Source organism: Pseudomonas sp. FP198, from assembly GCF_030687895.1.
Classification (GTDB): Bacteria; Pseudomonadota; Gammaproteobacteria; order Pseudomonadales; family Pseudomonadaceae; genus Aquipseudomonas.
Window position 1 is genome coordinate 3904195 of sequence record NZ_CP117452.1, and the last position, 13053, is coordinate 3917247.

Here is a 13053-nt window from a genome sequence, read left to right on the forward strand (position 1 = left end):
GGCTTGCGCCTTAGCTCAGCGCACCGCCGACTTGGCGGCGCGCAGCAAACGATCCGATAACTCGCCCGGGCCCAACGCTCGGGCCAGGGCCAGGCCGCCGACCATCAAGGCGATGTCGGCCAGGGCTTTGTCCGCATCCTCGGGGCTGGCGGCCAACTGCGCGACCATCAGCTCGATATGCTCACTGAGAACCTCACGAAACGCGTCCGGCAGTCGTCCGAGCTCGCCGACCGAGGCCGGGATCGGGCACGCCTGCTCGGTGGAATCACGATGCTTGCGCGACAGGTAGAACGCCGCGACCAACGCGCGCCGCTCTTCGCCTGTCAGCTCGGCATCCATGTCGGCGATCAAGCCACGGCGGCGATTGAGCAGTTGCTTGAACGCCTCCAGCATCAAGGCGTCCTTGCTTTCGAAGTGGGCATAAAAACCGCCCACCGTCAGCCCGGCCGCACCCATCACCTCGCCCACGCTCGGCTCGGCCGGCCCGCGCTGGATCAGCGCATCGCTGGCGGCCTTGAGAATGCGTTCTCGGGTTTGTGCTTTTTTATCGCTCATCGTTGCCTCCGAATATTACGATTGAAATATTATTCCCATAATAAATTTCCGCAAGCGAAATCTTCACCGCTGGTCGGAAGGATTCATCGAGGATAGGGGAATTGGCTGAACGCCAGACAAACAAAAGGGCCATTCAAGAATTGAATGACCCTTATAAAATCCCGCAGAGCGGGTAATCGTGGCGTCCCCTAGGGGACTCGAACCCCTGTTACCGCCGTGAAAGGGCGGTGTCCTAGGCCACTAGACGAAGGGGACACAAACCTTCTGAACATGATCAGTGCTGAGAACTGATCGCTTCAAGACCGGTGTGGCCAGGCCTCGAAGTGTAAATTGGTGGAGCTAGACGGGATCGAACCGTCGACCTCTTGCATGCCATGCAAGCGCTCTCCCAGCTGAGCTATAGCCCCGGATTTTTCGCCTCGCGGCGGAGCGACATCCTGTTGCAACATCGCTTCTGTAAAACTGGCGTCCCCTAGGGGACTCGAACCCCTGTTACCGCCGTGAAAGGGCGGTGTCCTAGGCCACTAGACGAAGGGGACGCAAACCCTTCTAACATCTGATCAACACCGAGTGTTGATCGCTTCAAGACCAGTGCGGCCAGGCCTTGAAGTGTAAATTGGTGGAGCTAGACGGGATCGAACCGTCGACCTCTTGCATGCCATGCAAGCGCTCTCCCAGCTGAGCTATAGCCCCTCATCGCTGAGGACGGGGCGAATCTTAAGGGCGTATCCGAGGGCTGTCAAATTTATTTTCAACAAAATTGAAAATTTTTTGCCGGGATAACAATCACTTACCGACAAACCCCGGAAAACCGGGGGATGCCTTGTTCCATCGACCGCTCAGGCAATCGCGCCCAGCAGTTTTTCCCACTCCTTGTTCTCCTTCTTCGACACGCCACCGAGCAGATCAATGGCCTGGCGCAGACGGAAACGGGTCAGGTCCGGCCCGAGGATTTCCATCGCATCGAGCACCGACACCGAGCTCGCCTGGCCGGTGATGGCGGCGAACATCAGCGGCATCGCATCGCGCAATTTCAGTTCCAGGTGTTCAACCACCGCCTGGATGGTCGCGGTAATGCTGTCCTTTTCCCACTGGCGCAGGCTTTCCAGTTTCCACAGGATCAATTGCATCAACTGCCGCACCTGATCGCCGGAGAGTTTCTTCGATTCGAACAGCTTCACATCCGGGGTCACGCCGCTGGCAAAAAAGAACCCGGCCAATGGCGCGATCTGGCTGAAGGTTTCTACCCTGCCCTGCACGTGCGGGGCGATCTTCATCATGTACTCGGGGTTGAACGCCCACTTCTGCACCCGCGCGGCAAACTCTTCCACCGGCAGGTCGCGCAGCCACTGGCCGTTGAGCCAGGACAGCTTCTCGACGTCGAAGATCGGCCCGCCCAGGGAGACGCGGGACAGGTCGAAGTGCTCGACCATCTCCTCCAGCGAGAACTTCTCGCGCTCGTCCGGCATCGACCAGCCCATGCGGCCCAGGTAGTTGAGCATCGCCTCGGGCATGAAGCCCATGCGCTCGTAGAAGGTCACCGAGGTCGGGTTCTTGCGCTTGGACAGCTTGCTCTTGTCCGGGTTACGCAGCAGCGGCATGTAGCACAACTGCGGTTGCTCCCAGCCGAAGTATTCGTAGAGCAGGATCAGTTTCGGTGCCGAGGGCAGCCATTCTTCGCCGCGCAGCACATGGGTGATGCCCATCAGATGGTCGTCGACCACGTTGGCGAGGAAGTACGTCGGCAGGCCGTCGGTCTTCATCAGCACTTGCATGTCCATCCGATCCCACGGGATCTCGACGTCGCCACGCAACATGTCCGGCACCACGCAGACGCCCTCGCTCGGCACCTTCATGCGGATCACATGAGGCTCGCCCGCGGCCAGGCGACGGTCGACTTCTTCTTTCGACAGCAGCAGCGCACGGCCGTCGTAGCGCGGCGTCTCGCCCCGGGCGATCTGCTCGGCGCGCATCTGGTCCAGTTCTTCGGCGGTGCAGAAGCAAGGAAACGCGTGGCCCATGTCCACCAGTTGCTGGCAGTACTGCTTGTAGATCTCGCCACGCTCGCTCTGGCGGTACGGACCGTGTGGCCCGCCGACGTCAGGACCTTCGCTCCAGTCGATACCGAGCCAGCGCAGGGCGTCGAAGATCTGCTGTTCCGACTCGCGGGTCGAACGCAGCTGATCGGTGTCCTCGATCCGCAGGATGAACTCACCGCCGTGCTGCTTGGCAAAGCAATAGTTGAACAAGGCGATGTAAGCGGTGCCGACATGGGGATCGCCAGTAGGCGAAGGCGCGATGCGGGTACGGACGGTGGTCATGGCATGTCTCGGAAAGAATATAAAAGCGAAGATGAAACAGGGGGCGAATGGTAACAGGCGATGGTGGGCGGGCTCCAGTGAGAGGGGGATTTGTGTGGCCGGTCGTCAGACCGAGTTGAGCCATTCGCGAGCAGGCTCGCTCCCACACTGAACCGCATCCAGTTCGGACGACTCGGTTTACTGTGGGAGCGAGCCTGCTCCGGGCGGCGTTCCGACGAAGAGGCCCTGGAGCCCTGCAAAACCTCAGACAGTCAGCAACCGCTCACGCAGCTTGCCAATCTCGTCACGCAACTGCGCGGCCGCCTCGAACTCCAGGTCCCGGGCGAGCTGGTACATCTTCTCTTCCAACTGCCGGATACGCTTGGCGATTTCGCTCGGTGAGCGCAGTTCGGCCTCGTAGCGGGCGCTCTCTTCGGCGGCCTTGGCCATGCCCTTGCGCTTCTTGCTGCGCGAACCGGGCACGGTGGCGCCTTCCATGATGTCGGCGACATCCTTGAACACGCCCTTGGGCGTGATGCCATTGGCCAGGTTGAAAGCGATCTGCTTGTCGCGACGGCGTTCGGTCTCGCCGATGGCGCGCTCCATCGAGCCGGTGATGCGATCGGCATACAGGATCGCCCGGCCGTTGAGGTTACGCGCGGCGCGACCGATGGTCTGGATCAACGAGCGCTCGGAGCGCAGGAAACCTTCCTTGTCCGCGTCGAGAATCGCCACCAGCGATACCTCGGGCATGTCCAGGCCTTCGCGCAGCAGGTTGATCCCCACCAGCACATCGAAGGTGCCCAGGCGCAGGTCGCGGATGATCTCGACCCGCTCCACCGTGTCGATGTCCGAGTGCAGGTAACGCACCCGCACGCCGTGGTCGGCGAGGTAGTCGGTGAGGTCTTCGGCCATGCGCTTGGTCAGCGTGGTCACCAGCACCCGCTCCTCCACCGCCACGCGCTTGGTGATCTCCGAGAGCAGGTCATCGACCTGAGTCAGCGCCGGGCGCACCTCCACCTGCGGGTCCACCAGCCCGGTCGGCCGCACCACTTGCTCGACCACCCGCCCGGCATGCTCGGCTTCGTAGTTGCCGGGCGTGGCCGAGACGAAAATCGTCTGCGGGCTCACGCTTTCCCATTCGTCGAAGCGCATCGGCCGGTTATCCAGCGCCGAGGGCAGGCGGAAGCCATATTCCACCAGGGTTTCCTTGCGCGAACGGTCGCCTTTGTACATGGCGCCGACCTGAGGCACGCTGACGTGGGATTCGTCGATCACCAGCAGGGCATCGGCCGGCAAATAGTCATACAACGTGGGCGGCGGTGCACCCGCCGGACGGCCCGACAGGTAGCGCGAGTAGTTCTCGATGCCGTTGCAGTAGCCCAGCTCCAGGATCATTTCCAGATCGAACCGGGTCCGCTGCTCCAGACGTTGGGCTTCCACCAGTTTGTTGTTCGAACGCAGGTATTCCAGGCGTTCCTGCAACTCGGCCTTGATGCCCTCGATGGCGCCCAGCAGGGTTTCCCGTGGTGTCACATAGTGGCTCTTGGGATAAAAGGTGAAGCGTGGCAGCTTGCGGATCACCTCGCCGGTCAGTGGATCGAACGCCGAGATGCTCTCCACTTCGTCATCGAACAGCTCGATACGAATCGCTTCCAGGTCCGATTCGGCCGGATAGATGTCGATCACGTCGCCGCGCACCCGGAACGTGGCCCGGGCGAAGTCCATATCGTTGCGGGTGTATTGCAAGTCCGCCAGGCGCCGGAGCAAGGCGCGCTGGTCGAGTTTGTCGCCACGGTCCACGTGCAGGACCATTTTCAGATAGGTTTCCGGGCTGCCCAGACCGTAGATGCACGACACCGTGGTGACAATGATCGCGTCCTTGCGCTCGAGCAACGCCTTGGTCGCCGACAGCCGCATCTGTTCGATGTGGTCGTTGATCGAGGCGTCCTTCTCGATGAAGGTGTCCGACGAAGGCACATAAGCCTCGGGCTGGTAATAGTCGTAGTAGGAGACGAAATACTCGACGGCGTTGTTCGGGAAAAACGCCTTGAACTCGCCATACAACTGCGCCGCCAGGGTCTTGTTCGGCGCCAGCACCAGGGTCGGCCGCTGCACCTGGGCAATCACGTTGGCGATACTGAAGGTCTTGCCCGAGCCGGTCACACCGAGCAAGGTCTGGTGCGCCAGCCCGGCCTCGATGCCTTCCACCATCAGGCGGATGGCTTCCGGCTGGTCGCCGGCGGGCTGGAAGCGAGTGACTAGCTGGAATTCAGACATGACATAACCCCTGGGTTCACCCCCGTCGGCCAGGCGACAGGAACGAGAAAGACCGAAACGACTGACGTCGCCCGAGGAAAAAGCTGGAATGCACACAATGTGGAGGTGATTGCCTTCGCTTTCAAGACGAACGTCCTACACGCCTTGCAGACTTTGACGCTGCGAAGGGACTAACGGTCGAAAAAAATCGAAAATACTTACGCTAAACGCCGAATAGCCTGTCGCCCTGTCCGGTGATGGCCTCTATACTAGCTCCCCGTTTGTGCACCGCTCTAGTGCATTCGGCTGGAGCGCGACACGTCCTCTCACCCTCCATTCAGAGCCGCGCAATAATGAGCCTGTTTTCCGCTGTCGAATTGGCACCACGCGACCCCATCCTGGGCCTCAACGAAGCTTTCAATGCCGACCCCCGTACCAATAAGGTCAACCTGGGCGTGGGTGTTTACTGCAACGAGGAAGGGCGCATTCCGTTGCTGCGCGCCGTGGTCGAAGCCGAGACGATTCGCGTGGCTCAGCACGTTTCCCGCGGTTACCTGCCGATCGACGGCATTGCCGCCTATGACCAGGCAGTCCAGACCCTGCTGTTCGGCAAGGACTCCCCGCTGATCGCATCGGGCCGCGTCATCACCACCCAGGCCGTGGGCGGCACGGGCGCACTGAAGATCGGTGCCGACTTCCTCAAGCAATTGCTGCCGGACGCGGTCGTGGCCATCAGCGACCCAAGCTGGGAAAACCACCGCGCGCTGTTCGAAACCGCCGGCTTCCCGGTGCAGAACTATCGTTACTACGACGCCGCTACCCACGACGTGAACCGCAGCGGCCTGCTGGAAGACCTCAACGCCCTGCCCGACCGTTCGATCGTCGTGCTGCATGCCTGCTGCCACAACCCGACCGGCGTGGACCTGAGCCCGGAAGACTGGAAAAACGTCCTGGCGGTGGTCAAGGCCAAGAACCATGTGCCGTTCCTGGACATGGCCTACCAGGGCTTCGGCAAAGGCATCGACGAAGACGCGGCGGCCGTGCGCCTGTTCGCCGAGTCGGGCCTGACCTTCTTCGCCTCCAGCTCGTTCTCCAAGTCGTTCTCCCTGTACGGAGAGCGTGTCGGCGCGCTGTCGATCGTCAGCGAGTCGAAGGAAGAAAGCACCCGCGTGCTGTCCCAGGTCAAGCGCGTGATCCGCACCAACTACTCCAACCCGCCGACCCACGGCGCCAGTATCGTCGCCGCCGTGCTCAACAGCCCTGAGCTGCGCGCGCAGTGGGAAGAAGAGCTGGCCGAAATGCGCCTGCGCATTCGTGGCATGCGCGAGCAGATGGTCGACATGCTGGCCAAGGCCGCGCCGCATCACGACTTCAGCTTCGTCGCCCGCCAGAGCGGGATGTTCTCCTACTCCGGCCTCACCGTTGAACAAGTGACCCGCCTGCGCAACGAGTTCGGCATCTATGCCCTGGACACCGGCCGCATCTGCGTGGCCGCGTTGAACCAGAACAACATCGATGCGGTGACCAAGGCCATCGTCCAGGTGATCTGACGCTCGATGAAATGAAAAACGGGAAGCCTTCGAGCTTCCCGTTTTTTTTCGGTTGAATCCGCCCCCCGTGGCGAGGGAGCTTGCTCCCGCTGGGCTGCAGAGCAGCCCCAAAATCAGCCGCCGCGGGATATCAGCCTGGTTGGTTGGAACAGCCTGGGGCTGCTTCGCAACCCAGCGGGAGCAAGCTCCCTCGCCACACAAGCGGACCACAAAGCAGCGAACGCAATGCTCGTCGAGCCTACAGCTCCGTCGCCCGCTGGCTCGCCGCATCGTCGTAGATGACATACAACGACTCGGCGACCTGGCTCTTGATCGCCTTGGTACTTTCGAGCCCCAGGACAAAACCCTCGGCCTTGCCACCGGCGCGGTTCAGTTCTTCGGGGGTGCTGGCCTGGGTGATGGCGTCGTACAGTTTTTCAGCGTGAGGGCCCACGCCCTTGGGCAGACTGATCTGGGCGGTGCTCATAGGAACACCTTGGCGCAATCGATTGTGTGAAGTGGTAACAGATGGTTCATGGCGCGTCCCTTGATCTCGGCGAATGGCCGGCAGCGCGTCCTGCCACTTCCGGGCGTCCATGGTAGCCCTCTCTCGCCGTCGCGGTAACTGCCAATCGTTGATTGCTCACCGCTGGGCTTCAGGCCGCTCCGTGCGCAATAGATGCTTGACTTCTCTTTTCCAATCAGTAACATACGCGCCATTCCGCGATAGCTCAGTTGGTAGAGCAAGTGACTGTTAATCACTGGGTCCCTGGTTCGAGTCCAGGTCGTGGAGCCAGACAGCAATAATCAAAGCCCCTGAATCTAAAGATCCAGGGGCTTTTTTGTGGGCGTTTTTCAGCCAAACGGCGACTGATCGCCGCATACCGCCTGGCTGAGGTCGCTACCGGAACAATAATCTGGCGCCAACCAGGCACTATGGTCTGAATCCTGCTTTATTTTTCGACGACTCAAGCTGTCACGAGCGTGTCATGGCAGTGCCGCAAACTGTCAACGTCCGCCGCCGCAGCTCATAACAACAAGGACGAAGCCATGCCCACACAAAATCCCCACCGCATCGTCGGCCTGTGCACTTCCAGCAAGGTCTACAACGTACTGACCGAGCTCAAGCACCTGGAAGGCCACCGCAGCGCCAAGTTCCTTTCCCTGCTCGCGGAAAACCTGGTTCGCAAGGGCCTGCTCAACGAACAGGAAGTGGTGCACATGCTCGACCTGGTGGTCGATTGAGCAGCATCGATTCCTACTATTGAAGCGGTTGATTTTTCCCCATCCCGCATGAGCCGTAAGGTAACCCCATCGACTGATGGAGGTTTCCCATGCCCAAGGTTCAAATCATGTCTGTCATTGGCAGCGCCGTCCCCGCCCCACTTCGGGAGCGCGGACTGTTGGCTTGCTGGTATCTGGTGCAGGACGGCGTTACTGTCAGCGGTCCGCTGACTTCATTGCCCGCCGCCCAGGCCCTGTCACAACGTATCGGTCCGTACCTGTTGAGCGCCTAGGGCAACTGTACCCGCGGCTTGCCCTCGACGAACAGCGCCCAGCAGGACATGAACAGCGCGGCGATCAGCGGCCCGATGACAAAACCATTGAGGCCAAATACGGCCAACCCGCCGAGCGTCGAAATCAGGACCATGTAGTCGGGCATCTTGGTGTCCTTGCCGACGAGGATCGGGCGCAGGAAGTTGTCCACCAGGCCGATCACGAAGACCCCGAACAGCGCCAGCACCACGCCCTGCCAGATCGCCCCCGACAGCAGGAAATACACCGCCACCGGCACCCAGACAATGCCCGCCCCCACCGCCGGCAGCAGCGACAGGAACGCCATCAGCACCGCCCACGGCAGCACCGTCGGGATACCCAGGATCCAGAAAATCAGGCCGCCCAAGGCGCCCTGGGTGATCGCCACCAACAGGTTGCCCTTCACCGTCGCCCGCACCACCCGGTTGAACTTCAATTGCAGGCGGCGCTTCTGGTGCTCGGCCAGCGGAACGGCCGAGCGCACCTTGCGGACCAGCTCCGCGCCGTCACGCAGGAAAAAGAACAACAGGTAGAGCATCACGAAGAAGCTCACCAGGAACTGGAACGTACCCTGGCCGAAACTGAACGCCTGGGTGGCGAAAAATTCGCTGCCCTGCATGGCGCTCTTGACGATCTTGTCTCGCAAGCCACTCAGGTTGCCCAGGCCGAAGCGGTCGAGCAGGTGCTGGAAGAACGGCGGCAACGCCTCCTTGAAACGGGCCAGGTAATCGGCGACGTCCAGCTCGCCACTTTCCAGGCTCTTGTACAGCGCCGCCCCTTCCTGGACGAGCAAGGTACTGATGACGATCACCGGCAAAATGGCGATCACCACGCAGATACTCAGGGTGAACAGTGCCGTGACATTGCGCGGCCAGCCGAACTTGAACTGCAAGCGACGTTGCAGCGGCGCAAAGACGATGCCCAGGATGACGGCCCAGAATACCGCCCCATAAAACGGCAGCAGAATCCAGACGAAGGCAATGCTGACCAGGATCAGCAACAGCATCTGCGACTTGTTTTGGAGGTTCTTTCGGTTCATGTGCTTTCCATGTCATTGGCAGATAGACGTTAGTCCGCCAGGACTCGCCGGAGTGCCGTCGCGTCTGCCATATGCCGGCATTCGAGCACGAGTCGGGGGATGGGCATGTGGTTCGGGCTGTTGATGCGCGATGCGCGCGAGCTGCCTGCCTGATTACTGTGGCGAGGGGATTTATCCCCGCTGGGCTGCGAAGCAGCCCCTAAGACAGACTGCGCGGAACATCAGGCAAGTCGTATTGGCTTTTTTTGGGGCCGCTTCGCAGCCCAACGGGGATAAATCCCCTCGCCACAACAGTGCATGACATGAATCGACGGAACGATTTGCCCGGCAGAAACTGCCGAAGGCTGCGATCCTCCGCTTCCGATAGGGCCTGGTAGCCCAGGCGAAAACATCTGGATCGAAAGCGAAAGATCGCAGCCTTCGGCAGCTCCTGCTGCGCTCGGATCAGATCCGGAACTGCCCCACCAGTTTGCCCAGGCGCTGACCCAGATCAGCCAGGCTGCGGGAAGTCTGGGCGCTGAGCTGGGTTTCGTCGGCGACAGTGTCCACCGCCACGGCGATCTGATGCACGCTACGGTTGATTTCTTCAGCCACCGCGGTCTGCTCTTCGGCGGCGCTGGCGATCTGGGCGTTCATCGAGTTGATGGTGCCGATCAGTTGCGCCATGGTGTCCAGGGAAGCGCCCGCCTCGTTGGCCCGTTCCGAGGTGCCGTCACCGGCCTCGCTGGAACGGCGCATCGCTTCCACCGCGGCATGCGTACCCGATTGCAGGCGATCGATCATGCCCTGGATTTCCTGGGTGCTTTGCTGGGTCCGGCTGGCGAGGGCGCGGACTTCGTCGGCCACCACCGCAAACCCGCGGCCCGCCTCACCGGCACGCGCAGCCTCGATGGCCGCGTTGAGCGCCAGCAGGTTGGTCTGCTCGGCAATCGAACGGATCACACCGAGTACGCTGACAATCGAGGCCACGTCCTGTTGCAGGCTGTCCAGGGACACGCCGCTGCTGCGGATATCGTTCACCAGCGCATGAATCTGCTGGATGCTGCCGGCCACCACGCGCTTGGCGGACTGGCCTTCTTCATCGGTCTGCTGCGCCGCAACGGCTGCACCCTGGGCACTGCGGGCAACTTCCTGGGCGGCGGAGGACATTTCGTTGATCGCCGTGGCGACCTGATCGGTCTCGTGGCGCTGGCGCTCCATGGCCTGCTCGGAACGCTGGGCCTGCTCGGACACCTGCGTCACCAGGCCGGTCAGTTGCGAGGTCATGTCGGTGATCTGCCGCACCAGGCCGTGGATCTTGTCGACGAAGCGGTTGAAGGAACCGGCCAGTTGGCCCAGTTCGTCCTGGCTGGTAATCGCCAGGCGCCGGGTCAGGTCGCCCTCGCCCGCGGCGATGTCATCGAGGTTGTCCTTCATCAGGTGCAGAGGACGCAGGATGGTATTGGCGAGCACCAGGCCGACCACCGCGATCACCAGCAGCACCACGGCGGCGATCCCGACGATACTCAGGATCACGCCCTGCAGGCGATCGTGGACCTTGGCTTCCACCAGCGCCACCTGGCCTTCGATGCCGTCCAGGTTGACCGAGCTGCCGACCGCCAGGTCCCACTTGGCCAGGTATTCGGTGTAGCCGAGCTTGGGCACCAGGTCCTTGCTACCGGGCAGCGGTGAGCTGTATTCCAGATAATGCGTGCCGTCCTTGGCGACTTTCACCAGGTCGCGGTTGACGTAGACACCGTTCGGGTCGCGGTTGTCCTTGAAACTCTTGCCCACGCCGTCGGGGCTGTTGGCCTTGAACAGGCGAATGGTCTCGGAGTCGTAGCCGAAGAAGTAGCCGTCCTTGCCGTAGCTGATGTTCGACAGCAACTTGATTGCCTGGGCGCGCGCCTCGTTATCGCCAGGCGCGGCGGCATCGTAGAGCGGCTTGATGGCGGTAAGGCCGACCGCGACGTAATTCTGCAGCGTGGCCTTGGCTTCACTGAGCAGACGTTCGCGGGTTTGCTGGACTTCCTTGCTGGCCTGTTCCTTCAAGATGAACGCCGTGGTCAGGCTGATGATCACCGCGGACAGCAATACCGGCAGAATTGCCAGGGACAGGACTTTAGCCTTCAGACTCAGGCGCATGCTGTTCACTCTTGTTGGTTTTATGGCGTGGTTAGCTGGGTTAACGGCAGCGCACGATAAAACTGTAGGACAAGGTGGACAGCCGGTTGGCAGGGTCGCTGGATTCACGGGCCCCATCGCGAGCACGCTAGCTCCCACAGGGTTCGGTGGTGTCCACAACTGCTGTGTTCACACCGATCCGCTGTGGGAGCGAGCCTGCTCGCGAAGAAGACAACCCGGTCGCTGAAGCTACAACACCATCGCCGCCACCCAACCAAACGCCAGCAATGGCAGGTTGTAGTGGAGGAAGGTCGGGACCACGGTGTCCCAGATGTGGTGATGCTGGCCGTCGATGTTCAGGCCGGAGGTCGGGCCGAGGGTCGAATCCGAGGCAGGCGAGCCGGCATCGCCCAGGGCGCCAGCGGTGCCGACGATGCAGACGATCGCCAGCGGGCTGAAACCCAGTTGCAGGCACAGCGGCACAAAAATGGTCGCCAGGATCGGCACCGTGGAAAACGACGAGCCGATCCCCATCGTCACCAGCAGCCCGACCAGCAACATCAACAGCGCACCGATGCCCTTGTTGTGGCCGATCCAGGCCGCCGAGGTTTCCACCAGGCTTTGCACCTCACCGGTGGCCTTCATCACTTCGGCGAAGCCCGAGGCGGCGATCATGATGAAGCCGATCATCGCCATCATCTTCATGCCTTCGGTGAACAGGTCGTCCGTCTCGCGCCAGCGCACCACGCCCGACACCGAGAAAATCAGGAAACCGGCCAGGGCGCCGATGATCATCGAATCGAGCAAGAGCTGGATGGCGAATGCCGCCGCGATTGCCAACCCGGCCACCAGCAGGCTCAACGGGTTGTAGCGCACGGCCACCTGCTCGGCCTTGGCGATCTTTTTCAGGTCGTAGACGCGTTTCTTCCGGTAGCTGATAAACGACAGCAGCAGCCCGAAGACCATGCCCAGCGCCGGGATGCCCATGGCATGGGTGACGTTGATGCCACTGACATCGACCCCGCTGCGGGCGATGTTGGCGAGCAGGATTTCGTTGAGGAAGATGTTGCCGAAGCCCACCGGCAGGAACATGTAGGGGGTGATCAGGCCGAAAGTCATGACACAGGCGATCAGCCGACGGTCGAGTTGCAGCTTGGTCAGCACATAAAGCAGTGGCGGCACCAGCAGCGGAATGAAGGCAATATGGATCGGCAGGATATTCTGCGAGGCCACCGCGACCGTACCCAGCAGGCCGATCAACAGCCATTTGACGCTGGTGCCGCCAGCCGCGTCCTGGCGGTCGACCATGGCCAGGACCTTGTCGGCCAAGGCATGGGCCATGCCGGACTTGGCAATCGCCACCGCAAAGGCGCCCAGCAGAGCGTAGGACAACGCCACCGTCGCGCCGCCGCCAAGGCCCGCGTTGAAGGCCTTGAGTGTTGCCTCGATCCCCAGGCCGCCTACCAGGCCACCCACCAGCGCGCCGATAATCAGCGCGATCACCACATGCACGCGGGACAGGCTGAGCACCAGCATGACGCCAACCGCGGCAATTACTGCATTTATCATCGTTACCTCAAAGCACAGCGATGGAAAGCCACCGGACAAAAAGGTCGCGACTTTGCAGCAAGCGGCGGCAAGCTGCAAGGGTCATGCGGCGGGTTTTGCAATCACTCGCAGCGTTTGAATCCACCACATTGCCCCTGTGGGAGCGAGCTTGCTCGCGATGGCG

The 13053-nt window shown here is 61.5% G+C and carries 10 protein-coding genes, 5 tRNA genes and 1 pseudogene; 4 read left to right on the forward strand and 12 right to left on the reverse strand.

All coding sequences use genetic code 11. The features are described from left to right. Nucleotides 1-15 precede the first annotated feature (15 nt). The 7 genes from PSH78_RS17740 to uvrB all read right to left on the reverse strand — a co-directional run bounded on the left by PSH78_RS17740 (nt 16) and on the right by uvrB (nt 5135). Nucleotides 16-555, reverse strand: a complete 540-nt coding sequence (locus tag PSH78_RS17740) for a TetR/AcrR family transcriptional regulator (RefSeq protein WP_305495839.1) — start codon at nt 553-555, stop codon at nt 16-18. 179 nt (nt 556-734) lie between these two features. Next, nucleotides 735-810: transfer RNA gene (locus PSH78_RS17745), tRNA-Glu, on the reverse strand. Between the two features lie 76 nt (nt 811-886). Next, a tRNA-Ala gene (locus PSH78_RS17750) sits at nt 887-962 on the reverse strand. A 56-nt stretch (nt 963-1018) separates the two neighbouring features. After that, a tRNA-Glu gene (locus PSH78_RS17755) sits at nt 1019-1094 on the reverse strand. A 78-nt stretch (nt 1095-1172) separates the two neighbouring features. After that, nucleotides 1173-1248, reverse strand: a tRNA-Ala gene (locus PSH78_RS17760). A 146-nt stretch (nt 1249-1394) separates the two neighbouring features. Continuing rightward, the gene (gene gltX / locus PSH78_RS17765; protein ID WP_305495840.1) at nt 1395-2876 is read right to left on the reverse strand and encodes a glutamate--tRNA ligase; all 1482 of its coding nucleotides are present in this window, start codon (nt 2874-2876) and stop codon (nt 1395-1397) included. 243 nt (nt 2877-3119) lie between these two features. Then, nucleotides 3120-5135, reverse strand: a complete 2016-nt coding sequence (gene uvrB, locus PSH78_RS17770; RefSeq protein ID WP_305495842.1) for an excinuclease ABC subunit UvrB — start codon at nt 5133-5135, stop codon at nt 3120-3122. Nucleotides 5136-5467: 332 nt separating this feature from the next. On the opposite strand from uvrB, the gene PSH78_RS17775 reads away from it, so the two are divergent. After that, nucleotides 5468-6664: an amino acid aminotransferase gene (locus PSH78_RS17775; protein ID WP_305495843.1), complete on the forward strand. Its 1197-nt coding sequence runs from the start codon at nt 5468-5470 to the stop codon at nt 6662-6664. Between the two features lie 238 nt (nt 6665-6902). Here the strand turns inward: PSH78_RS17775 and PSH78_RS17780 are convergent, their stop codons facing one another. Beyond that, nucleotides 6903-7130: a hypothetical protein gene (locus PSH78_RS17780; RefSeq protein WP_305495845.1), complete on the reverse strand. Its 228-nt coding sequence runs from the start codon at nt 7128-7130 to the stop codon at nt 6903-6905. Between the two features lie 233 nt (nt 7131-7363). Between PSH78_RS17780 and PSH78_RS17785 the strand changes: the two genes are divergently transcribed. The 3 genes from PSH78_RS17785 to PSH78_RS17795 all read left to right on the forward strand — a co-directional run bounded on the left by PSH78_RS17785 (nt 7364) and on the right by PSH78_RS17795 (nt 8160). Continuing rightward, nucleotides 7364-7439: transfer RNA gene (locus tag PSH78_RS17785), tRNA-Asn, on the forward strand. A gap of 254 nt (nt 7440-7693) precedes the next feature. Then, nucleotides 7694-7888: a hypothetical protein gene (locus tag PSH78_RS17790; protein ID WP_305495847.1), complete on the forward strand. Its 195-nt coding sequence runs from the start codon at nt 7694-7696 to the stop codon at nt 7886-7888. 89 nt (nt 7889-7977) lie between these two features. Beyond that, a complete protein-coding gene (locus PSH78_RS17795; protein ID WP_305495849.1) occupies nt 7978-8160 on the forward strand; it encodes a hypothetical protein in 183 nt (60 codons plus the stop codon). On the opposite strand, the gene PSH78_RS17800 is transcribed toward PSH78_RS17795, so the two are convergent. From PSH78_RS17800 to PSH78_RS17810, 4 genes and pseudogenes are all read right to left on the reverse strand, one after another. Next, nucleotides 8157-9218 carry an AI-2E family transporter gene (locus tag PSH78_RS17800; RefSeq protein WP_305495852.1) on the reverse strand — a complete coding sequence of 354 codons (1062 nt, stop codon included), beginning with the start codon at nt 9216-9218 and terminating at the stop codon, nt 8157-8159. The two genes, PSH78_RS17795 and PSH78_RS17800, sit on opposite strands and share 4 nt — an antisense overlap. 444 nt (nt 9219-9662) lie before the next feature. Beyond that, on the reverse strand, nt 9663-10484 hold the full coding sequence (locus tag PSH78_RS26705) for a methyl-accepting chemotaxis protein (protein WP_370871133.1): 822 nt from the start codon (nt 10482-10484) through the stop codon (nt 9663-9665). 84 nt (nt 10485-10568) lie between these two features. Further along, nucleotides 10569-11459: pseudogene (locus tag PSH78_RS26710) on the reverse strand (cache domain-containing protein); the annotation flags it as partial. Between the two features lie 111 nt (nt 11460-11570). Then, nucleotides 11571-12887 (reverse strand): Na+/H+ antiporter family protein, encoded by a 1317-nt coding sequence (locus PSH78_RS17810; protein WP_305501313.1) that lies wholly within the window; start codon nt 12885-12887, stop codon nt 11571-11573. Nucleotides 12888-13053: the final 166 nt, after the last annotated feature.

Excerpts from the sequence above, each read along its gene's own strand:
- PSH78_RS17740 (WP_305495839.1), bottom strand. The coding sequence starts at position 555 with ATGAGCGATAAAAAAGCACAAACCCGAGAACGCATTCTCAAGGCCGCC.
- gltX (WP_305495840.1), bottom strand. The coding sequence starts at position 2,876 with ATGACCACCGTCCGTACCCGCATCGCGCCTTCGCCTACTGGCGATCCC.
- uvrB (WP_305495842.1), bottom strand. The coding sequence starts at position 5,135 with ATGTCTGAATTCCAGCTAGTCACTCGCTTCCAGCCCGCCGGCGACCAG.
- PSH78_RS17775 (WP_305495843.1), top strand. The coding sequence starts at position 5,468 with ATGAGCCTGTTTTCCGCTGTCGAATTGGCACCACGCGACCCCATCCTG.
- PSH78_RS17780 (WP_305495845.1), bottom strand. The coding sequence starts at position 7,130 with ATGAGCACCGCCCAGATCAGTCTGCCCAAGGGCGTGGGCCCTCACGCT.
- PSH78_RS17790 (WP_305495847.1), top strand. The coding sequence starts at position 7,694 with ATGCCCACACAAAATCCCCACCGCATCGTCGGCCTGTGCACTTCCAGC.
- PSH78_RS17795 (WP_305495849.1), top strand. The coding sequence starts at position 7,978 with ATGCCCAAGGTTCAAATCATGTCTGTCATTGGCAGCGCCGTCCCCGCC.
- PSH78_RS17800 (WP_305495852.1), bottom strand. The coding sequence starts at position 9,218 with ATGAACCGAAAGAACCTCCAAAACAAGTCGCAGATGCTGTTGCTGATC.
- PSH78_RS26705 (WP_370871133.1), bottom strand. The coding sequence starts at position 10,484 with ATGACCTCGCAACTGACCGGCCTGGTGACGCAGGTGTCCGAGCAGGCC.